Origin of the sequence: Ferrovibrio sp., assembly GCF_036381655.1 — a bacterium.
Classification (GTDB): Bacteria; Pseudomonadota; Alphaproteobacteria; order Ferrovibrionales; family Ferrovibrionaceae; genus Ferrovibrio.
Genome location: NZ_DASVCJ010000066.1, coordinates 1 through 21,206 on the forward strand (window position 1 = coordinate 1; position 21,206 = coordinate 21,206).

Below are 21,206 nucleotides of genomic sequence, written 5' to 3' on the forward strand. Positions count from 1 at the left end.
ACCGCATCGAGCGCTTCTTCTGCCGCCTCAAGCAGTTCCGAGCCATCGCCACCCGCTACGACAAACGAGCCGACCATTTCGCAGCAGCCACAAAGCTCGCCGCCGCCATCCTCTCATACAATTGACGACACACCCTAGCGCAGCTTTGCCAGTATCTCGCGGGCGGCATCGGCCGAGGCGATGCTGCGGCCCATGAGGCTTGCGGCTGCCGCCGTCTGCCGCACCAGCGCGGCATTGTCGGGCGCGGTGCTGCCATCGGCGAGGGAGAGGTTGTTCTCGAAGCCGATGCGGGCATGACCGTTCAGCGCCAGCGCCGTCAGCGCGCAGGCCGATTCCTTCGGCCCGAACGCGCAGACCGAAAAGATGCCGTCCGCGCTGCTCCAGTCATTCAGGAAAGGCAGCAGATCGGCCGGCTCGGAACGCTGGCCGGCGGTATAGCGCCCCAGCACGAACAATACCGAATGCCGGTCGCCGGGAACGATGCCGCGTGTCTTGAGTTCGTGGAAACGGTGCAGATCCTCATCGGAATAGAGGATGTACTGCATCATCACCCCGGCCCTGTAGAGTTCGGCGAGGAAGGCGGCGGCAGCGGGCTCGGCTTCGGTATCCGGCACGATCTCGCGGATCGCCAGCGAACAGGCTTCGGGCAGCAATGCGCGTATCGCCGCCATCTGCTCATGGCGGTTATAGATGCCGGCGGCCTCCGAGGTCGCCTGGATGATCAGCCGCTCGCCCGCTTCGCGCCGCACGGCGGCGATCGCGTCACGATACAGATCGGGATCGAGCGAATGGCGGCCATCGGCCCGGCGCACATGCAGGTGGATCATGGCCACGCCGGCGGCAGCGCAGTCGGCGGCGCAGCGGGCAAGTTCAGCCGCGGTCAGCGGCACCGCCGGGTGATCGGTCTTCTGCTTGCGGGCGCCGTTCGGGGCCACCGCGAGGATGGCGGGGATGGTGTTTCCGGACTGCATCAGGCAACCGCCTTGATCGCGGCATCGACCGCATCGCCCAGGCGTTCGACGATGGCGTCGATATCCTCCTTCCGGCAGATGAAGGGCGGCGCCAGCAGCACGTGGTCGCCATTCTTGCCGTCGATGGTGCCGCCCATCGGATAAACCATCAGGCCGCGCGCCATCGCCTCCGCCTTGATCCTGACATTCAATTTCCTGGCCGGGTCGAAAACGGACTTGTCGGCGCGGTCCTTTACCAGCTCGATCGCCTGGAACAGGCCGCGGCCGCGGATATCGCCGACATGGCGGTGGTTGCCGAAACGCTCGGTCAGGCGGTCGTGGAGATGCAAGCCCATGGCTTTCACGTTGTCGAGCAACTTGTCGCGCTCGATCACCTGCTGCACGGCCAGGGCTGCGGCGCAGGCCATCGGATGGCCCAGATAGGTATGGCCATGCTGGAAGAAACCGCTGCCGGTCTTGAAGGCGTCGAAGATATTCTGCTGCAGCAGCACGGCGCCGATCGGCTGATAGCCGCCGCCGAGGCCCTTGGCGATCGCCATGATATCGGGAGCGATGCCTTCCTGTTCGCAGGCATGCAGCGTGCCGGTGCGGCCCATGCCGCACATCACCTCGTCGAGGATCAGCAGCACGCCGTATTTGTCGCAGATTTCGCGGATGCGCTTGAAATAGCCGGGAGCGGCGGTGACCGCGCCGGCGGTGGCGCCAACCACGGTCTCTGCCACGAAGGCGATCACGCTGTCCTGGCCGAGTTCGAGGATCTTGGCTTCCAGTTCGTTCGCGGCGCGCCGGGCGTAAGCGTCCTGGGTCTCCTCCGGGCGGCGCTCGCGGTATTCGAAGCAGGGCGCGATGTGATGCGCGCCGATCAGCAGCGGCGCGAATTGCTGGCGCCGCCATTCATTGCCGCCGACACTGAGCGCGCCCAGCGTGTTGCCGTGATAACTCTGGCGGCGCGCGATGAAATGTCGCCGCTGCGGCTCGCCGCGTTCGACATGATATTGCCGCGCCATCTTCAGCGCCGCCTCGATGGCTTCCGAGCCGCCGGAGACGTAATAGACATGGCTGATGCCGGCGGGCGCCGTCGCCACCAGCCGGTCGGCCAGCTTCTCGGCCGGTTCGGTGGTGAAGAAACTGGTATGGGCATAGGCCAGCTTGTCGGCCTGCTCATGCATGGCGCGGATGATATCCGGATGGCCATGGCCCAGGCAGCTCACCGCGGCGCCGCCGGAAGCATCGAGATAGCGCTTGCCCTGGGCATCCTCGATATAGACGCCCTTGCCGCCGACGGCGACGGGGTAGGTGTGGTTGATCTGGCGGTGCAGGATATGCGTGCTCATGATGTCGACCTTTTGCGACGGGGCTGGGGAGTCCAATACGTGGCGAGGGCGCCGAGTTGCATCTCGGCATTGCGGATGGCGGCGAGCGCCTTGTCGCCGCCGCGGGCGGCGATCAGCGCCACCAGGGTTTCGGCGACGGCGAAGGCTGGCGTGCCGGCGCGGAAGAAGGACGGCGTCTCGGTCGGCACCAGCAGGCATTGCCTGGCCGCCTTGGCAACCGGCGCGACCCGGCTATCGGTGATTGCCACGATGGAAACGCCGCGGGCGATAGCATAATTGACCGCCTCCACCGTAGCGGTGGCATAAGGCGGCAGGCTGACGACCAGCAGGACATCCTCCCGGCTGGCCTGGCGCAGGCCGTCGACGCCGGTATCGCCGGCGCCGTCCAGCAGGTGGCCGTTATCGCGGAACAGGCTGTAGATGTACTGGGCATGGAAGGCGGCGGCATGGCTGGAGCGCAGGCCCAGGAAATAGACCCGGCGCGCCTTCTCGATCAGCTTGGCGGCGGCGATCATGCCGGCGATGCCGGCATCGTCATGGGCATCGGCGATCTGCTCGGCCATGGTCCAGCCGATCTGGGCGGCCAGCCCGGCATCGCCGCTTTGCTGCTGGCGGTGCTGCAGCCGGTCGGCGCGGGTGCTGTATTCGGCGGCGGCCTGCGTTGCCGGCTTGCGCAGGGCGCGGGCATGCAGGTCGCGGAAGGCCTGGAAATCGCTGAAGCCGAGCTGGCGCGCCAGCCGGGTCATGGTGACCGGCGGCACTCCGGCCCGGCGGGCCTGTTCGCGCATCGACAGCAGCGCGACATCATCGGGATGATCCAGCGCGAAACGGGCGGCGGCCTGCAGTTGCGGCGGCAGGTCGTCGAAGGCGTCGGCAATGCGGTCGGCAAGCGCGTCCCGGTTCATGGCGGCCGATCCTATGCCCGATCACACGGCCTTGCAACAAGTGATTCGGTTTCTGCTGACAATGAAACAAACGTTCCAAATCTTTCTCTTTGCCGGCCGCGGCGATAAGAAGAGTTTATCGTTAACTCGCCGCCTGCTATTAGGGATGACTGTGGCCGATCTGCGCAATCTCGAGACTTTCGTCTGGGTCGCCCATCTCGGCGGCTTCCGCGCCGCCGCCGACAAGCTCAACACCACCCAGCCGGCCGTTTCGCAGCGCATCGCGCAATTGGAAAACGAGCTGGGGGTGAAGCTGTTCGAACGCGAACCGCGTGGCATCAGCCTCACCCCCAAGGGCCGCGAACTGCTCGGTTACGCCGAACGCATGGTGCAGTTGCGCGCCGATATGATGCAGGCGGCCGGTGAGAAGAAGGCGATGCGCGGCGTGGTGCGCCTCGGCGTGGCCGAGACCATCGTGCATACCTGGCTCGCCAGGCTGATCGAGCGCATGCACGCGGTCTACCCGGCCCTGACCCTGGAGATCGAAGTCGATATCACCCCGGTGCTGCGCGAGCGGCTGCTGGCGCATCAGCTCGATATTGGTTTCGTGCTCGGGCCGATCAGCGAGCCGCGCATGAAGAATGTGGCGCTTTCCAGCTATCCCCTGGCCTGGGTGGCGAGCCCCGATCTCGATCTGGGCGCCGATCCGGTGCCGCTGACCACGCTGGCGCGCTGGCCGATCATCACCTATCCGCGCAACACCAGACCCTATTCCACGGTCCGCGAGATGATGACGCATGCCGATTTTCCGCCGCTGCGCATGTATGGCAATGCTTCGCTCAGTACCATCGTCCGCATGACCCTGGACGGCATCGGGATCAGTGCGATTCCGCCGGTGGTGATCGGCCGCGAACTGGCGGAAAAGCGCCTGCGCGTGGTTCAGGCCGAGCAGAGCCTGCCGGACTTGAACTTCCATGCCTGCTATCCGATGAAGCCGGACAGCTATCTTGCGGAGGCGGTGACCGCGATCGCCCGCGAGCTGGCGGAGGCCGAAAGCAAACGGCGCGCCCGCCCCCGGCGTTGAAGCCGGGGCCGGCGGCGGGTCAGGACAGCGTCGCCTTGTCGGGCAGCGGCACCGCCGTGGTGTACTTGATCTGCTCCATGGCGAAGCTGGCCGAGACATCGGTCAGGCTGATCTCCTTGATCAGCCGCTTGTAGACCCGGTCGTAATGGGCGATGTCGGCGACCAGGATCTTCAGCAGGTAATCGAGATCGCCGCTCATGCGATAGAACTCGACCACCTCCGGAATCCTGCGCACCGCCTTGGCGAAGGCGTCCAGCCAGTCATGGGTATGCTGACTGGTGCGCACGGCGACGAAGACGGTCACACCGCAGCCGACCGCCTGCGGATCGAGCAGCGCGACCCGCTTGCGGATGACGCCGGCTTCCTCCAGCCGCTTCACCCGTCGCCAGCAGGCATTGGTCGAAAGATTGACGCTCCCGGCCAGGTCATTGAGCGAGAGGCTGGCATCCTCCTGCAGTGCCGCCAGGATGCGCAGATCGGTGCGGTCGAATTCGGGCATGAGGCCTTGGCATGAGAAAATTTCCTCATCTTTAGCATATAATCGTCAATAATTTGGGAAAAATGCTTTAAGGGGTCGCAATACTCTGCGGAAAACCCGATTGGACGGAGTTTTCCATGCTGGCACGCCTGTTTACCGATCATCCGCGTAGCGTCGGCGAGAGCTACGGGCAGCATGCCGCAATGGCGCTCAGCTTTTCCGGGCGGATGCTGCTCGCAAGCCTGGCCTGCCTGGTCCATGCGGCCATCCCGGGACTGTTCACACGCACCGGCAGCACCATCATCAGCCGTCTGCATGACGACATGGTCCTGCACCGGCAGGCCCAGTCCGGCCCATCCAAACGACCGCTGGCCGAGCCGGCGGAATGAGGCGTTGCCTCTGCCGAAGCGTATTGCTCGGATAGCGTACCGATAAGAAATCCTTATCGCCATCCATCCGAACTCACGATTGGACAGACCCGCGCCGATCATGTTGCGATGACCCGGTCGTCACGATACGGGGAGTGGGCGTTCATGAATGCTGTTGCCACGCAGCAGGGCAACCGGATCTATGCCACCGGCCGCGAGGCGCGCCTTGCCGTGCGCCGCGGCGAGCATCGCGGTCCGACCGCGGGTATCGCGCCCGGATATGTGCAAGGCAATCTCGCCATCCTCCCGAAGGCGCTGGCCGACGATTTCTTTCGTTTCTGCCATTACAATCCGAAGCCCTGTCCGCTGCTGGCGGCCAGCGAGCCGGGCGATCCGCGCTTGCCGGCCTTGGGCGAGGGTATCGATATCCGCACCGACATTCCGCTCTATCGCGTCTGGAGGAACGGCGAGTTGGTCGCCGAGGTGCCCGACCTGAAGGCGCTGTGGCGCGACGATCTGGTTGCCTTCGTGATCGGCTGCTCGTTTTCGTTCGAGGAGGCGCTGATCGAGGACGGCATCGAGCTGCGGCATATTTCCTGTGGCACCAATGTGCCGATGTATCGCACCAACATCCCGACCACGCCGGCCGGTCCGTTTCATGGGCCCGTCGTGGTCTCGATGCGCCCGCTGAAGCCGGCCGATGCCATCCGCGCGGTGCAGATTACTTCGCGCTTTCCGTCCGTGCATGGCGCGCCGCTGCATCTGGCCAAGCCGGAAGTGATCGGAATCAAGGACGTCATGAAACCCGATTACGGCGATGCGGTCGAGGTGAAGGCGGATGAAATCCCGGTCTTCTGGGCGTGCGGCGTGACGCCGCAATCGGTGATCGCGGCGGTGAGGCCGGAATTCTCGATCACCCATGCCCCGGGTTACATGCTGGTCACCGACCTTAAGAACAGTCGTCTGGCAATACTTTAAAATCTCATCAACGAAGAGGGGAAGAGATGATGAAAACGTTCAAGCTGCTCGCATTGGCGGGAGCGCTCGCGGTCGGCATCGCCGGCAGCAGCTTCGCGCAGGACATGCCGAAGACCAAGCTGAAGGTGGTCGGCGCCTGGGGCAACCTGACCCAGTACAAAAATTTCGAGCAGCCGTTCTGGACCAAGGAAATCGAGGAGAAGTCGAAAGGCGCGATCTCGGCCGAGATCACGCCGTTCAACGAAATGGGCCTGAAGGGCGCCGAGATTTTCCGTCTGATGCGCCTGGGCGTGATCGATTTCGGCTCCACGGTGCTCGGCTATGTCGCCGCCGACGACGCCCGCAACGAAGCGGTCGATCTCGCCGGCCTGTCGCCCGACGTCGCCACCGCCCGCAAGGTCTCTGATGCCTACAAGCCGGTGCTGGACAAGTTCTACGGCGAGCGTTTCGGCATCAAGGTGCTGGGTATCTGGCCGTATTCGGCCCAGGTGCTGTTCTGCAACGGCGAGATCAAGGGCCTGGCTGACCTGAAGGGCAAGAAGGTGCGTACCGGCAACCGCACGCTGGCCGAATTCGTCGAGGCCTTCGGCGGCACCGGCGTGACGCTGGCGTTCAACGAAGTCGTTCCGGCGCTGCAGAACAAGGTGGTCGACTGCGCCATCACCGGCACGCTCTCGGGCAACTCGGCCAAGTGGTATGAAGTGGCGACGCATATCTATGCGCTGCCGCTCGGTTGGAGCCACGTCATGCATGCCGTCAACCTGAAGACCTGGGAGCGGCTGGACCCGAAGGTGCGCGACTTCCTGCAGAAGGAGATCGCCGGCCTGGAGGACCGCATCTGGAAGGCGGCCGCCGAGGAGACCCAGCAGGGCTATGAGTGCAATGCCGGCAAGGCCGACTGCACCATGGGCACCAAGGCGCATATGACCATCGTGCCGGTTTCGGACGCGGACAAGGCGCTGCTGAAGAAGGCGCTGACCGACACCGTGCTGCCGAAATGGGCAGCGCGCTGCCAGGGCGACTGCGTCGCAAGCTTCAACAACAGCATCGGCAAGGTGGTCGGCCTGACCGCCGCCGCCAAGTAATCCTCCCTGTGACTGGGCGGGGCTCCGGTTTTGTGCCGGGCCCCGCCGCTTTCTGCTAGACTGAATTCCATGATCCTGCTGCTCGACCGCTGGCTCGGCCTTGCCGACCGACTCTCCCGCTATGCCATCTGGTTCGGCGGCGCGCTTGTGCTGGCCTCGGCCTTTCTGGTCTCGGTCGACGTGCTTATGCGCAAGATTTTCCTCGTCACCATGGGCGGCTCGGACGAGCTGTCCGGCTACGCTTTCGCCATCGGCACCGCCTGGGCGCTCGGCTTCACGCTGCTGCGCCGCGCCAATGTGCGCGTCGATGCGCTTTACGCCCGGCTGCCGGCCGCACTCTGCGCCGTGCTCGACATCGTGGCGCTGCTGTCGCTGGCGCTCTTCCTCGGGATCCTGACCTGGCAGGCCTGGTCGGTGCTGAACACCTCGCTGGCCTTCGATGCCCATGCCACCACGCCGCTGCAGACGCCGCTGTGGATTCCGCAAAGCCTGTGGCTGATCGGCTTCGGCCTGTTCATCTTTACCCTGGTACCACTGCTGCTGCGCGCCCTGCTGGCGCTTCTGAGCGGCGACCTTCCCACCGTGCGCAGCCTCGCCGGCGCCCGCACCATCGAGGAGGACGCCGCCGACGAAGCCTCCCATACCGCCAGCCTCAAGCCTCTGGACCAGTAAGATGCTCGCAACCTCGCTCATTCTCCTGATTGCCCTGCTGGCGGCGGCGCTGCCGGTGGCCGGCGCCCTGGGCACGCTCGGCCTGCTGCTGGACAAGATCTATTCCAAGATGCCGCTGACGCTCGCCATGGGCGAGGTGGCCTGGTCGTCGTCGAAGGATTTCCTGCTCGTCTCGATCCCGATGTTCATTCTGCTCGGCGAGATTCTGTTGCGCGCCGGCGTGGCCGAGCGGATGTATGACGCCATGGTCAAATGGCTGTCCTGGATTCCCGGCGGCCTGATGCATTCCAATATCGGCGCCTGCGCGATCTTCGCCGCCACCTCGGGCTCCTCGGTCGCCACTGCGGCCACCGTCGGCACGGTCGCTTTGCCGCTGGTCAAGAAGCACGGCTACAACGAGCGGCTGTTCCTCGGCACGCTCTCGGCCGGCGGCACCCTCGGGATCCTGATTCCACCGTCGATCAACATGATCATCTATGCGGTGCTGACCGATACCTCGATTCCGAAGCTGTATCTCGCCGGCATCATTCCCGGTCTCGGCCTGGCACTGCTGTTCATGGCGATCGTCGCCGTCTTCTGCATCGTCCGGCCCGGCTGGGGCGGCAGGCCGCTGTCGGCCAATTGGGGCGAGCGGCTGCGCAGCCTGGTCGATCTGGTCCCGCCGCTCGGCATTTTCCTTGTTGTCGTCGGCTCGATCTATGCCGGCTTGGCGACGCCCACCGAAGCCGCCTCGCTCGGCGTGGTGGCGGCCCTGGGACTGGCCGTCGCCTATCGCCGGCTATCGCTCGCCATGCTGAAGGAAGTCCTGGAAAATACCATGCGCACCACGGCCATGGTGATGCTGATTATCATCGCCGCCTATTTCCTGAACTTCGTCATCTCGGCGATCGGGCTCACCACCATGATCACCGACTACATCGCCGGCCTCGGGCTGTCGAAATTCGAGATGCTGATCGCCATCGTGGTCTTCTACCTGATCCTCGGCTGCTTCATGGAGACGCTGTCGATGATGATCACGACGATTCCGATCGTCGCTCCGGTGATGTTCGGGCTCGGTTTCGATCCGATCTGGTTCGGCATCATCCTGATCATCCTGATCGAGATGGCGCTGATCACGCCGCCGGTCGGCCTCAACCTTTTCGTCGTGCAGTCGCTGCGCACCACCGGCACGCTCAACGACGTGATCGCCGGCTCGGTGCCCTTCGTGCTGGCGATGATCGCACTCATTGCCTTGCTGGCGATCTTTCCCGGTATCGTACTCTGGCTGCCGACGGCATTCGGCTGATTAGTAAGGATAGATCCGTGCTTACCTTCGAACGCATCTGGCAAGACCGCCGCGATCGCATCGCGGTCGAGATCGACACCCTGATCGTCGCCGGCTGGGCAGGCCGCGACATGCAGGCCATCGAGCATCATATCGAGGAACTGGCCGCCATCGGCGTGAAACGGCCGAGCAGCGTGCCGCTGTTCTATCGGATCGGCACTGGCCAGCTCAGCCAGACGACGAGGCTGCAGGTGCTGGGTCCCGACACCTCGGGCGAGATCGAGCCGGTCATCGTCTCGCTGGCCGATGGCCTCTGGGTGACGCTGGGCTCGGACCATACCGACCGCAAGGCGGAAGCCGCCGGGGTGGCCTTGTCGAAGCAGCTTTGCGCCAAGGTGGTCGGCACCGGGCTGTGGCGGTACGACGAGGTGGCGCCGCATTGGGACAGCCTGATCCTGCGCTCCTGGGCAGTGATCGACGGCAGGCGCAGCCTGTATCAGGAAGGTGCGGTTTCGGGTCTGCGCAGTCCGGACGATCTGATGACCCGCTACAGCAACCAGCCCTCGCTGCCGCCCGGCAGCCTGATGTTCGGCGGAACGCTCGGCGCCATCGGCGGCATCCGGCCGGCGGCGCGTTTCGAGATGGAGCTGGAAGACCCCGTTCTGGGCCGCAAGCTCGGTCACGCTTACGATATCGAGGCTTTGCCGGTTGTGGCATAGGCGGCGCTGTTTTATGCAGACAGCATGACGGCCTATCCGCAAATCCGCTCGTTCGGCGACACCGGATTCAGCATCGAATTCGGCGACGGCATCGACCGTGCCGTGAACGCCAAGGTCATGGCGCTGCACGCCGCCCTTAAGGAGGCGGATCTGCCGGGGGTAATCGAAACCATCCCCTCCTTTCGGGCGCTGCTGGTCCAATACGATCCGCTACGGGCGACGCGTGCCGAGCTGGAAAGCCAGGTGCGCGCCATGCTGCCGGACCTGCAGGCCGCGGAGCGGGCCGGGCGGCTGTGGCGCCTGCCGGTCTGCTACGATCCCGATCTGGCGCCCGATCTGGCCGAGGTCGCCGAACGCTGCAATCTCTCGACCGACGAAGTGATCGCGCGGCATACGGCCGGACGCTTTTTCGTTTATATGCTCGGCTTCATGCCGGGCCTGGCCTATATGGGAGGCCTTGACCAGGCCCTGCATCTGCCGCGCCGCTCGGCGCCGCGCCTGAAGGTGCCGCCGGGCTCGGTTGCCATCGCGGAATCGATGACGACGATCTACCCTTGGGAAAGCCCCGGCGGCTGGCATCTGATCGGCCGCACGCCGCTGAAGCTGTTCGAGACGGCGCGGCCCGAGCCGATCCTGCTCGCGGCCGGCGATGAGGTCACCTTCGCACCGATCTCGGCGGAAGACTACGCCGCCATGGTCGCCGAAGTGGAAGCCGGGCGCTTCGACTATCCGGCCCTAAAGGTGAGATCATGAGCGGCGGCTGCTTCGAGGTGATCGCGCCGGGCCTGACGACCTCGGTGCAGGATCGCGGCCGCTATGGCTATCAGGAGCAGGGTATGCCGGTGGCCGGCGCCATGGACGGCATCGCGCTCCGGCTGGCCAATGCCCTGGCCGGCAATGCCGAGGGTACGGCGGCTTTGGAAATCGGCTATCTCGGCCCGACCTTGAGCGTCGCCGCGGAGAGCGTGCGCGTCGCTTTTTGCGGCAGCGCCAAGCTGGTTCTGCAGCCGGCCGGCGGCGGGGAGCCGCGCGGCTTGAAGCCCTGGCGTTCAATCACATTGAAGCGCGGCGACCGGCTGCAGGTCGGCAGCATCGAGGAGGGCAGCATCGGCTATCTCGCGATCGCCGGCGGCCTGGCGATCGCCCCCTTCCTCGACAGCCTGTCGACCTATACGCGTGCCGGCCTGGGCGGTTTCGAAGGCCGGGCGCTCAAGGCCGGCGACAGGCTGCCGCTGGCGCTTTCACAGGCGCCAAATGGCGACGAGCTGGAACTGGCGGACGATGCGAAGGCCGTTTACGGCTCGGGTCCGGTGCGTGTCGTGCTCGGGCCGCAGGAGGACCGCTTCACGGCACGGGGCATCGAGACCTTCCTCGCGGGCAGTTACATGGTGACCAAGGAAGCCGACCGCATGGGTTTGCGTCTGGACGGCCCGGTGATCGAACATACGAACGGCGCCGATATCGCCTCGGAAGGCCTGGTCACCGGCTCGATCCAGGTGCCCGGCAACGGCAAGCCGATCATCCTGATGGCGGACCGGCAGACCACCGGCGGCTACACCAAGATCGCCACCGTGATCTCCGCCGACCTGCCGCGGGTCGGGCAGCTCAGGCCCGGCGATGCGATTACGTTCCAGGCGGTCGGCGTGGCCGAGGCGGAAGCCGTCCGCCGCGCGCAGGAAAAGGCGATCGCCGCCCTGATTGCCGGCATCCGGCCGGCGCAGCCGGAATTCGCTCTGGACCACAGTGCGCTATATACGGAGAATCTGATCAGCGGCATGGTCGATGCCAAGACGGGAGCCTGGCGATGAAAGTGAACCTGAACAGCGACCTGGGCGAAAGCTACGGCGCCTGGACGATGGGCGATGACGCGGCGATGCTGGCTGTCGTCGCTTCCGCCAATATCGCCTGCGGCTTCCATGGCGGCGACTGGGTGGTGATGCAGAATACCGTGGCGGAAGCCATCAAGAACGGCGTGTCGATCGGCGCGCATCCTTCCTATCCCGACCTGCAGGGTTTCGGCCGGCGGCCGATGACCATGAGCAACAAGGAGGTCGAGGCGCTGATGGCCTATCAGATCGGCGCACTGATCGGCGTGGCGGCGACCAAAGGCGGCACGGTCACCCATGTGAAGCCGCATGGCGCCATCAACAACAAGGCGGCGACCGACAAGGACCTGGCGGCGGCGCTGGCGCGCGGCATTGCCGGCGTTTCCAAGGACTTGATCTTCCTGGCACCGGCCGGCTCGGCCATGGTCGAAGCCGCCGCCAAGGCCAACCTGCCGGTCGCGCAGGAGGTCTTCGCCGACCGTAATTACGACGATGAAGGCAATCTGGTGCCGCGCGGCCAGCCGAACGCCATGGTGCATGACAACGACCAGGCCCTCGCCAATGTGCTGCGCATGGTGCAGGAACGCGCCATCGTCTCGGTGAACGGCAAGAAAATTCCCTGCGCGGTCGATTCGATCTGCGTGCATGGCGACAGCGCCGGTGCCGTCTCGATGGCGCGCCATATCCGCGCCGGGCTGGAAAAGGCGGGGGTGAAGGTCGTCACCCTGCCGGAGATGCTTGCCTAGAGCCTCGCATTCGTCCGACGCTTGCGATACGCCCCGCAAGGCCCGATAACAGGGGCCTTCCTGGCGAGACCGAGAGTTCCGTGGCGAAACGAAAGACCCCGACCGGCTGGCAGCGCGATCCCGAAGGCATGCGCCAGCGCATCCTTGCGGCCGCGACGGCGGAATTCGCCCGCCATGGCCTCAGCGGCGCCCGCATCGACCGCATCGCCAAGCAGGCCGGCGCCAACAAGCGGATGATCTACTACCATGTCGGCAACAAGGAGGACCTCTATCTCGAGGTCCTGGAAGGGGCCTACGCGCATATCCGCGCCGCCGAACGCGAACTCAATCTGGAAGAGCAGCGGCCAGCCGACGCGATCGCCACGCTGATCCGATTCACCTGGCAATATTTCCTGGATCACCCGGAATTTTTGGCCCTGCTGAATACCGAGAACCTGCACAATGCCCAGTATCTGAAGCGGTCGGGCAGGGTGAAGGAAATGCATTCGCCTTTCGTGGCGCTGATCGGGCATGTGCTGCGCCGCGGTGAAAAAAGCGGCGATTTCCGGCCCGGCATCGATCCGGTGCAGCTCTATATATCGATTGCCAGCCTGGCTTACTTCTACATCTCGAATCACGCCACGCTGAGCGTGATTTTCGGCCGCGATCTGCTTGACGAGAGGGCAAAGGCCGTGCGGCTGGCCCATATGACGGATCTTGTGCTGACCGCCTTGCATGCGGGGCCGGATCATGTTGCCGCGGCGCCGAAGGGGCGGATCGGCAAGCTGAAATCGCGCTGACAAATTACGCCGAATTTCGTTTAGGGCCTTGACCCGGTTGCAGGCTCGTCCCTAGAATTTAACCAACGGGTTAAAAAGTCGGGTGGCCGGATCGGGTTGAGATCGGGATTTGGGCTGCCGGAGGAACGGGATGCGAGAAGAGGCGAAGTCTGGCGGGATAAAGGCTTTATTGCAGGCGCGCTGGTTGCGGCCGCTGATCTTCCTCGTGCTGCTGGTTGTGCTGTGGGATCTGTCGATCCGCGTTTTCGGCATTCCAGCCTATCAGATTCCCGCACCGAAGGATGTCATCATCACCCTTTGGCAGGACGCGCCGCGCCTGCTGGCCGAATCCTGGCCGACCACCATGGCGACGGTCTGGGGCTTCCTGCTCTCGATCGCCTTCGGCATTCCGGTATCGATGCTGATCGCCGGCTCGCGCACGGTGGAGTCCTATGTCTATCCGCTGCTCGTCTTCTCGCAATCGGTGCCCAAGATCGCGATCGCGCCGCTCTTCGTGGTCTGGTTCGGCTTCGACATGCTGCCCAAGGTGCTCTCGGCCTTCATGCTGGGTTTCTTCCCGGTGGTCGTCTCGGCGGTGCAGGGCTTCAAGTCGGTCGAGCCGGACATGATGGACATGGCGCGCGCCATGGAGGCGAACCGGCTGCAGATCTTCCGCTGGGTCAGCCTGCCGCATGCCACGCCGGCGATTTTTGCCGGCCTGAAGGTTTCGATCACGCTCGCCGTGGTCGGGGCGGTGGTCGGTGAATTCGTCGGCTCCAATTCCGGCCTCGGTTTCGTGCTGCAGCGTTCGATCGGCAATTTCGAGTTGCCGACGATGTTTGCGGCGCTCGTCGTGCTCGCCTTCATCGGCGTGGTGCTGTTCTGGATCATCGATGTGATCGAGCGGCTGATCATCCCCTGGCATGCCAGCCAGCGCCAGAACCTCGTGATCGGAAGTTAACGCAAGCGGAAGAAAACCAACGGAGGAAATCCATGAAGCGTTCACTCGTTGCCGGCCTTGGCGCCGTGCTAATCGCCGGTGCCGCCGCCGCGCCGGCCTCTGCCGCCGACAAGGCGACGCTGATGCTCAACTGGTATGTCTATGGCGAGCATGCGCCGTTCTACTACGGCAAGGAGAAGGGCTTCTATGCCGAGCAGGGCATCGACCTCGAAATCCAGGAAGGCCGCGGCTCGGCGGTGACCACGCAGGCCGTGGCCGCCAAGACCGCCACCTTCGGCTATGTCGACGTGCCGACCATGATGCGCGCCACCGTCAAGGGTGCGCCGGTAGTCGCGATCGGCGTCGCTTTGCAGACCAGCCCGATGTCGGCGATGGGCTTTGCCGAAAAGAACATCCGCAAGCCGGCCGACATCAAGGGCAAGACGGTTGCCACCACGCCGGGCGATTCGATGTCGCAGATCTGGCCGCTCTTCCTGAAGAAGACCGGCTTGAAGGAAAGCGATTTCAAGACCGTGTCGGGTGACGCGACCACCAAGCTGAATGCCGTCATCAACGGCCAGGCCGATCTGCTGCTGGGCTATGTGATGGACCAGAGCATGAAGATCAAGGATGCCACCGGCAAATACGTCTATCCGATCAAGTTCTCCGATTACGGCGTCAACCTGGTCAGCTCCGGCATCATCGTCAATACCGCGACCCTGAAGGGCAATCCGGACATGGTGCGCCGCTTCATGGCCGCCAGCACCAAGGCGATCGAGGAAGCAGTGAAGGATCCGTCCGCGGCCGCCGATGCGATCCTCAAGGCCAATCCGAAGGGCGGCAAGAAGGAGACGCTGACCGAAGGCTTCGAGCTGACGATCCCGCTCTATCGCGATCCGAGCGGCAAGCCGAACCGGCCGTTCCGCGTCTCCGATCAGAATATGACGGAAACGGTGAATCTGATGGTCGAATATGGCGGGCTCGACGCCAAGGCCAAGCAGAATCCGAAGGCCTTCTACACCAACGACTATCTGCCGAAGTAAGAAAGCGTCGCCGTCATGGTAAAGCCAGCCCTGCGCCCGGATCTGCGTATCGTGTCTGAAGCCAGTGCCGGAAGCCGGCCGATCATCGAGATCGACCATGTCTCGAAGACCTACCGGACCCAGGACGGCGACGTTCCCTCGTTGCGGCCGCTCGATTTCGGGATCAACGAAGGCGAATTCCTCGTCGTCGTCGGTCCCTCGGGCTGCGGCAAGTCGACCCTGCTGAAAATGATTGCCGGCCTGATGCCGCCGACGGAGGGCGAAATCCGCGTCGACGGCAAGGCCATTTCCAAGCCGCATAGCGGCGTGGGAATCGTGTTCCAGAGCGCGCTGCTGCTGCCGTGGAAGCGCGTATTCGAGAACGTGATGATGCCGGTGCGCATCAAGGGCCTGCCCAAGGACGAATATGAGCAGCGGGCGTGCGATCTGCTCAAGATGGTCGGCCTCGAAGGTTTCGAGCGCAAATATCCCTGGCAGCTTTCCGGCGGCATGCAGCAGCGCGCCTCGATCTGCCGCGCCCTGGTGCATGATCCCAAGATCGTCCTGATGGACGAGCCGTTCGGCGCGCTGGACGCCATGACGCGCGAGAAGATGAATGTCGAGTTGCAGCGCATCCAGCGCGAGACGCGCAAGACGGTGCTGCTGATCACCCATTCGATCCCGGAAGCCGTTTTCCTGGCCGACCGCGTGCTGGTGATGACCGAGCGGCCCGGCGCGATTGCCGCCATCTACGACGTGCCGCTGCCGCGCCCGCGTTCGCTCGACGTGATGGGCGATCCGCTTTTTGTCGAATTGACCCAGAAGATCCGGAGCCATTTCCATTCCGGCCCCGGTCTCGACTGATTCAGCCATGGCTCCGCGGCTCAAGGTTTGCGATCTGAATCTGCATGAGCGCTTCATCCGCTTCCGCAAGCCATTCCGCTTCGGCGCCGTAACCGTCGAGGAGGCCAGCCAGGTCTTCGTCGAAGCCGTCATCGAAGTCGACGGCCTTGGCCGCAGCACCGGCATGAGCGCCGAACTGATGGTGCCGAAATGGTTCGACAAGAATCCGGCGCTGTCGCCGGCACAGACGGTGGGCGAATTGCGCCGCGCCCTCGAGATCGCAGCGGAGCTCTATCGCGCTGGACGGCGCCCGGATACCGCTTTCGGCCTGCATGCCGACCGCATCGGTGAGCAGATGGCGCGCGGACGAACCGAGGGCATGCCGGCCCTGGCTGCAGCCTTCGGCCCCGCGGAGATCGACAAGGCCATCCTTGATGCGCTGCTGCGGCTGACGCGTCTGGACGTCTATGCCGGCTTCGCGCAGAACCTCATGGGGCTCGACGCGCGGCTGACGCCGGATTTGAACGATGCAACGATTGAGCGGTTCCTGGCCAGCCGCCAGCCGCTGGACCGCCTGGCCATCCGGCACACGATCGGCATGGCCGATCCGCTGCGGGGCAAGGGCGGCTTGGCCGAGATTCATGCCGCCACCGGCTGCCGCTTCTTCAAGATCAAGCTCAGCGGCGCGGTCGATGCCGATCTCGCGCGCCTTGGCGTTATCGCCATGGCGCTGGCCGAGCTGGGCGTCGATTATCGCGCTACGCTCGACGCCAACGAGCAATATGCCGATCCGGCGGCACTGGCGGCTCTATGCAATGGGCTGGAAAACAATGCTGCCCTGGCGGCATTTCCGGCGCGGTTGCTGTATATCGAGCAGCCGCTGCCGCGTGAAATGACGCACCGCCAGTCGCTCGGCGTGCTCGGCACGCGCTGGGCCTTCATCATCGACGAAGCCGACGGCGGCTACGACGCCTTCCCGGCCGCGCGCGAACTCGGCTATAGCGGCGTATCGTCGAAATCCTGCAAGGGCTTCTACAAGTCGCTGCTGAACGGCGCCCGGGCCGCGCAGGCCGGCCGCGACGTCTTCATCGCGGCCGAGGACCTGACCTGCCAGGCCGGCCTGGCGCTGCAGCAGGACAGTGCCTTGGTGGCTTTTCTCGGCATCGCCCATGTCGAGCGCAACGGACATCATTACGTCGACGGCTTTGCCGGGGCGCCGGAGGACGAATCCGCCGCCTTTCTGGCCGCGCATGCCGATCTCTATGAACGACGGGATGGCCAGATCCGCCTCAAGATACGCGACGGCGCCATCGACATCGCCTCGCTCAAGGCGCCGGGTTTCGCCTCGGCCATTCTTCCCAAGCTCGGCTCGGCCGCGCAGTTTCCCCAGAAGGAGTATGTATCGTCATGAAGCGCCTCGGCATCATCATGAATGGCGTGACCGGCCGCATGGGCATGAACCAGCATCTGATCCGCTCGATCTGCGCCATCCGCAAGGATGGCGGCGTCCTGCTCAAGGATGGCAGCCGCGTGATGCCCGATCCGATCCTGGTCGGCCGCAATCGGGACAAGCTCGCCCGTCTGGCCCAGCAGCATGGCGTCGAGCGTTTCACCGATGATCTCGATGCGGCGCTGAAGAACAGGGACGACACGGTTTTCTTCGATGCCACGACCACGCAGATGCGGGCCGAGCTGCTCAAGAAGGCGATGGCAGCCGGCAAGCATATCTATTGCGAGAAGCCGATCTCGGAAACGCTGGATGTCGCCATGGAGCTCGTCCAGGCGGCCAAGCAATATGGCGTGAAGAACGGCGTCGTGCAGGACAAGCTGTTCCTGCCGGGCCTGCGCAAAATGAAGATGCTGATCGACAGCGGCTTCTTCGGCAAGATGCTCTCCGTGCGCGGCGAGTTCGGCTATTGGGTGTTCGAGGGCGATTGGCAGCCGGCGCAGCGCCCGAGCTGGAATTATCGCCTGAAGGACGGCGGCGGCATCATCCTTGACATGCTCTGCCACTGGCGCTACGTGCTGGACAACCTGTTCGGCGAGGTGAAAAGCGTTTCCTGCCTGGGCGCGACGCACATCCCGCAGCGCTGGGACGAGCAGGACAAGCCGTATAAGGCCGATGCCGACGACGCCGCCTACGCCACGTTCGAACTGGCCAATGGCGTAATCGCGCAGATCAATTCCTCCTGGGTCACCCGCGTGCGTCGCGACGATCTCGTCACCTTCCATGTCGACGGTACGCTGGGCTCGGCCGTGGCCGGCTTGCACAAATGCTTCATCCAGCCGCGCGCCGCGACGCCCAAGCCGGTCTGGAATCCCGACCTGCCGCAGAGCATCAACTTCTTCGATACCTGGCAGGAGGTGCCGGACAACACCGCCTATCCGAACGGTTTCCGTGCCCAGTGGGAGATGTTCATCCGCCATGTGGTCGATGACGAGCCGTTCAAATGGACTTTGCTGGAAGGCGCCAAGGGCGTGCAGCTCGCCGAAGCCGGGCTGAAGAGCTGGCAGGAGCGCCGCTGGATCGACCTGCCGGAATTGAAGGCATGACATGACCACATTGCAGTTGCCGTCGGCGCCCGGCAAACTGGCGCCCCATACCCTCAAGGTTCCCAAGGCTTTCCCGGCGGCGAAGCCGCCTTTCAATCGCATCGCCTTCGCGGCGGCGCATGTGGTGGCCGATCCGCTGGCCGATAATGATCCCTGGCTGGCGCCGGCGATCGACTGGGAGCGCACGATCGCGTTCCGCCAGCATCTCTGGTCGCTCGGCTTCGGCGTGGCGGAGGCGATGGATACCGCCCAGCGCGGCATGGGATTGGACTGGAAGGATGCGCTCGAGCTGATCCGCCGCTCGATCGCTGCGGCCAGGGAGACGCCCGGCGCCGTGGTCTTCTCGGGCGCCGGCACCGATCATCTGCCGCCAGGTCCGGATGTAACCATCGACAAGGTGATCGCGGCTTATGAGGAGCAATGCGGCGCGATCGAGAAACTTGGCGGCCGCATCATCCTGATGGCCAGCCGGGCGCTGACGGCCTGCGCCAGGTCGCCCGAGGATTACGCCAAGGTCTATGGCCGCATCCTGTCCCAGGTGAAGCAGCCGGTGATCCTGCATTGGCTGGGCGAGATGTTCGATCCCGCGCTGGCCGGCTATTGGGGCAAGGGCGAGCACATGCAGGCGATGGAAGTCTGCCTCGACGTGATCGCCGCCAATGCCGACAAGGTCGACGGCATCAAGATCTCGCTGCTGGATAAGGATAAGGAGATCGTCATGCGCCGCCGGTTGCCCAAGAACGGGGCCGGGGGCGTGCGCATGTATACCGGGGACGACTTCAACTATGCCGAACTGATCGCCGGCGACGAGCAAGGCTATTCTCATGCCTTGCTCGGGATTTTCGACGCCATCGCCCCGGCTGCTTCGGCGGCGCTGGGCGCGCTGACCGGCGGCGATGCGAAGACGTTTCACGAAATTCTGGCGCCGACCGTGCCGCTGTCGCGCCATATCTTCAAGGCGCCGACCCGCTTCTACAAGACCGGCGTCGTCTTCATGGCCTATCTGAACGGCCACCAGGATCACTTCACCATGGTCGGCGGCCAGGAAAGCGCGCGCTCGGCGTTGCATCTGGCCGAGCTGTTCCGGCTGGCCGATGCAGCGGGACTCCTCAGCGATCCCGACCGTGCCGCCGCACGCATGAAAGCCGTCATGGCCGTGCATGGAGTGGCGGTGTGAGCAGGCCTGGCACGACACCAGGGCCGCTGTCCCTGAACACAGCGACCGTGCGCGAGCAATGGTCGCTGGCGCAATGCATCGAAGGTTGCGCCCGTCATGGCATTCGGGGCATCTCGCCCTGGCGCGACAAGCTGGCGGAATACGGCACCGCCAATGCGGCCAGGCATATCCGCGAGGCCAGGCTGACGGTGACCGGGCTGTGCCGCGGCGGCATGTTCCCGGCCGCGGATGCCGCCGGACGCCGGGCCGCCATCGAGGATAACAAGCGCGCCATAGACGACGCGGCCGCCTTAAATGCGCAATGCCTGGTGCTGGTGGTCGGCGGCATGCCGCAGGGCTCGAAGGATCTCGCCGGCGCCCGGCAACAGGTGCAGGACGGCATCGCCGCCGTGCTGGAACATGCCCGGGCCGCCAAGGTGCCGCTTGCCATCGAGCCGCTGCATCCGATATATGCGGCCGACCGCGCCTGCGTGAACACGTTGGCCCAGGCGCTCGATATCTGCGACGCGCTCGGCAGCAAGGCGGGGGACGGCCATCTCGGCGTCGCCGTCGATGTCTATCATGTCTGGTGGGACCCGGATCTGGCGCGCCAGATCGCCCGCGCCGGCAGTCGCGTGCTGGCCTTCCATATCTGCGACTGGCTGGTGCCGACCTCGGACCTGCTGCTGGATCGCGGCATGATGGGAGATGGCGTGATCGATATTCCGGCGATCCGAGGGATGGTGGAGGACGCCGGCTATCGCGGCTTCTGCGAAGTCGAGATCATGTCGGCCAATAACTGGTGGCGGCGCGATCCGGACGAAGTTCTGCGCACCTGTATCGAGCGGCATAGGAGCGTCGTTTAGCGGCATCCGCTCCAGGCCGCCGGTCCAGCAGCCCGACCAGTTGCTTGACCGGGACGGCGGCCCCTCCGATGATGGGCCGTCAACTTCCGGTCCGCCATGCTGCTGCAATCCGAGCCCCTTGCCGTCCCAGGCCTGCTTCATCTGCGCCCCATCGTCTTCATGGATCAGCGCGGATGGTATCTGACGGTTGCCGATGAGGCGGAACTGGGCGCGGCGGGCATCCACGACCGGTTCGTCCGCGACAGCATCGTCTATGCCGACAAGACCGGCACGGTCTTCGGCCTGCATTATCAACTGCCGCCGCGCAGCCAGGCTCGCATACTTCGGGTCCTGCGTGGGAGCATATTCGCCGCGGCGGTCGACGTGCGCCGCAATTCGTCCACCTTCGGGCGGGCCGGCAGCATAGAGTTGTCGTACATGAACAGCAGCCAGCTCTATGCCATGGCCGGCTTCGCGCTTGGCTGGTGCAGCCTTGAGCCGGCGACGGAGGTGCTGATCAAGGCATCCGCGCCGGACGATCCCGCGCTGGCTCGCGGCATCAACTGGCGCGATCCGGCGCTCAAGATCGCCTGGCCGATCAGGGCAGCGGATGCCATCATATCGGTGGAAGACATCGATCAGCCGATGCTGGCCGATCAGACCGATCTGCTCGACTGAAA

At 64.7% G+C, this 21,206-nt stretch carries 23 protein-coding genes and 1 pseudogene; 20 read left to right on the forward strand and 4 right to left on the reverse strand.

The window, feature by feature from the left end; all coding sequences use genetic code 11:
* Positions 1–125 (forward strand): annotated as a pseudogene (locus VF194_RS14975) (IS5/IS1182 family transposase); the annotation flags it as partial.
* 9 nt (positions 126–134) lie between these two features.
* Here VF194_RS14975 and VF194_RS14980 read toward each other — a convergent pair.
* Genes VF194_RS14980 through VF194_RS14990 form a run of 3 tightly spaced genes read right to left on the reverse strand, consistent with a single transcriptional unit; the run spans position 135 to position 3,210 of the window.
* A complete protein-coding gene (locus VF194_RS14980; protein ID WP_330891989.1) occupies positions 135–971 on the reverse strand; it encodes a 3-keto-5-aminohexanoate cleavage protein in 837 nt (278 codons plus the stop codon).
* Complete coding sequence (locus tag VF194_RS14985; RefSeq protein WP_330891990.1) at positions 971–2,305, reverse strand: aspartate aminotransferase family protein; 1,335 nt, start codon at positions 2,303–2,305, stop codon at positions 971–973. Before VF194_RS14985 ends, VF194_RS14980 begins: the two co-directional genes overlap by 1 nt.
* Positions 2,302–3,210: a MurR/RpiR family transcriptional regulator gene (locus VF194_RS14990; protein ID WP_330891991.1), complete on the reverse strand. Its 909-nt coding sequence runs from the start codon at positions 3,208–3,210 to the stop codon at positions 2,302–2,304. The genes VF194_RS14985 and VF194_RS14990 overlap by 4 nt, the downstream gene beginning before the upstream one ends.
* A 145-nt stretch (positions 3,211–3,355) precedes the next feature.
* Here VF194_RS14990 and VF194_RS14995 point away from each other — a divergent pair, with 145 nt between their 5' ends.
* Positions 3,356–4,273, forward strand: coding sequence for a LysR family transcriptional regulator (locus VF194_RS14995; RefSeq protein ID WP_330891992.1), 918 nt, complete (start codon positions 3,356–3,358; stop codon positions 4,271–4,273).
* A gap of 19 nt (positions 4,274–4,292) precedes the next feature.
* Here VF194_RS14995 and VF194_RS15000 read toward each other — a convergent pair whose 3' ends face one another.
* A complete protein-coding gene (locus tag VF194_RS15000; protein WP_330891993.1) occupies positions 4,293–4,772 on the reverse strand; it encodes an Lrp/AsnC family transcriptional regulator in 480 nt (159 codons plus the stop codon).
* A 116-nt stretch (positions 4,773–4,888) separates the two neighbouring features.
* Here VF194_RS15000 and VF194_RS15005 point away from each other — a divergent pair, with 116 nt between their 5' ends.
* The 18 genes from VF194_RS15005 (at position 4,889) to VF194_RS15090 (ending at position 21,204) form a co-directional block, all read left to right on the forward strand.
* A complete protein-coding gene (locus VF194_RS15005) occupies positions 4,889–5,140 on the forward strand; it encodes a DUF6356 family protein (protein ID WP_330891994.1) in 252 nt (83 codons plus the stop codon).
* Positions 5,141–5,284: 144 nt separating this feature from the next.
* The gene (locus VF194_RS15010) at positions 5,285–6,097 is read left to right on the forward strand and encodes a putative hydro-lyase (protein ID WP_330891995.1); all 813 of its coding nucleotides are present in this window, start codon (positions 5,285–5,287) and stop codon (positions 6,095–6,097) included.
* A 26-nt stretch (positions 6,098–6,123) separates the two neighbouring features.
* On the forward strand, positions 6,124–7,182 hold the full coding sequence (locus VF194_RS15015) for a TRAP transporter substrate-binding protein (RefSeq protein ID WP_330891996.1): 1,059 nt from the start codon (positions 6,124–6,126) through the stop codon (positions 7,180–7,182).
* 69 nt (positions 7,183–7,251) lie between these two features.
* Positions 7,252–7,854: a TRAP transporter small permease gene (locus VF194_RS15020; protein ID WP_330891997.1), complete on the forward strand. Its 603-nt coding sequence runs from the start codon at positions 7,252–7,254 to the stop codon at positions 7,852–7,854.
* Between the two features lies 1 nt (position 7,855).
* Positions 7,856–9,139, forward strand: a complete 1,284-nt coding sequence (locus VF194_RS15025; protein WP_330891998.1) for a TRAP transporter large permease — start codon at positions 7,856–7,858, stop codon at positions 9,137–9,139.
* A gap of 17 nt (positions 9,140–9,156) precedes the next feature.
* The gene (locus tag VF194_RS15030; protein WP_330891999.1) at positions 9,157–9,837 is read left to right on the forward strand and encodes a DUF2848 domain-containing protein; all 681 of its coding nucleotides are present in this window, start codon (positions 9,157–9,159) and stop codon (positions 9,835–9,837) included.
* A gap of 24 nt (positions 9,838–9,861) precedes the next feature.
* Complete coding sequence (pxpB, locus tag VF194_RS15035; RefSeq protein WP_330892000.1) at positions 9,862–10,590, forward strand: 5-oxoprolinase subunit PxpB; 729 nt, start codon at positions 9,862–9,864, stop codon at positions 10,588–10,590.
* A complete protein-coding gene (locus VF194_RS15040; protein WP_330892001.1) occupies positions 10,587–11,645 on the forward strand; it encodes a biotin-dependent carboxyltransferase family protein in 1,059 nt (352 codons plus the stop codon). The genes pxpB and VF194_RS15040 overlap by 4 nt, the downstream gene beginning before the upstream one ends.
* Complete coding sequence (locus VF194_RS15045; protein ID WP_330892002.1) at positions 11,642–12,409, forward strand: 5-oxoprolinase subunit PxpA; 768 nt, start codon at positions 11,642–11,644, stop codon at positions 12,407–12,409. Before VF194_RS15040 ends, VF194_RS15045 begins: the two co-directional genes overlap by 4 nt.
* Positions 12,410–12,489: 80 nt before the next feature.
* Complete coding sequence (locus VF194_RS15050; RefSeq protein ID WP_330892003.1) at positions 12,490–13,188, forward strand: TetR/AcrR family transcriptional regulator; 699 nt, start codon at positions 12,490–12,492, stop codon at positions 13,186–13,188.
* 169 nt (positions 13,189–13,357) lie between these two features.
* Complete coding sequence (locus tag VF194_RS15055) at positions 13,358–14,128, forward strand: ABC transporter permease (RefSeq protein WP_330892004.1); 771 nt, start codon at positions 13,358–13,360, stop codon at positions 14,126–14,128.
* Positions 14,129–14,160: 32 nt separating this feature from the next.
* Positions 14,161–15,150 carry an ABC transporter substrate-binding protein gene (locus tag VF194_RS15060; RefSeq protein ID WP_330892005.1) on the forward strand — a complete coding sequence of 330 codons (990 nt, stop codon included), beginning with the start codon at positions 14,161–14,163 and terminating at the stop codon, positions 15,148–15,150.
* 51 nt (positions 15,151–15,201) lie between these two features.
* Positions 15,202–15,993 carry an ABC transporter ATP-binding protein gene (locus VF194_RS15065; RefSeq protein WP_330892006.1) on the forward strand — a complete coding sequence of 264 codons (792 nt, stop codon included), beginning with the start codon at positions 15,202–15,204 and terminating at the stop codon, positions 15,991–15,993.
* Positions 15,994–16,000: 7 nt separating this feature from the next.
* On the forward strand, positions 16,001–17,383 hold the full coding sequence (locus VF194_RS15070) for a hypothetical protein (RefSeq protein WP_330892007.1): 1,383 nt from the start codon (positions 16,001–16,003) through the stop codon (positions 17,381–17,383).
* Positions 17,380–18,525, forward strand: coding sequence for a Gfo/Idh/MocA family oxidoreductase (locus tag VF194_RS15075; RefSeq protein WP_330892008.1), 1,146 nt, complete (start codon positions 17,380–17,382; stop codon positions 18,523–18,525). Before VF194_RS15070 ends, VF194_RS15075 begins: the two co-directional genes overlap by 4 nt.
* A 1-nt stretch (position 18,526) precedes the next feature.
* The gene (locus VF194_RS15080) at positions 18,527–19,702 is read left to right on the forward strand and encodes a dihydrodipicolinate synthase family protein (protein ID WP_330892009.1); all 1,176 of its coding nucleotides are present in this window, start codon (positions 18,527–18,529) and stop codon (positions 19,700–19,702) included.
* Entirely contained in the window at positions 19,699–20,547 is an 849-nt protein-coding gene (locus VF194_RS15085) for a sugar phosphate isomerase/epimerase (protein ID WP_330892010.1), read from the forward strand. The genes VF194_RS15080 and VF194_RS15085 overlap by 4 nt, the downstream gene beginning before the upstream one ends.
* A 96-nt stretch (positions 20,548–20,643) precedes the next feature.
* Positions 20,644–21,204 carry a dTDP-4-dehydrorhamnose 3,5-epimerase family protein gene (locus VF194_RS15090; RefSeq protein WP_330892011.1) on the forward strand — a complete coding sequence of 187 codons (561 nt, stop codon included), beginning with the start codon at positions 20,644–20,646 and terminating at the stop codon, positions 21,202–21,204.
* The last annotated feature ends 2 nt before the right edge of the window (positions 21,205–21,206 follow it).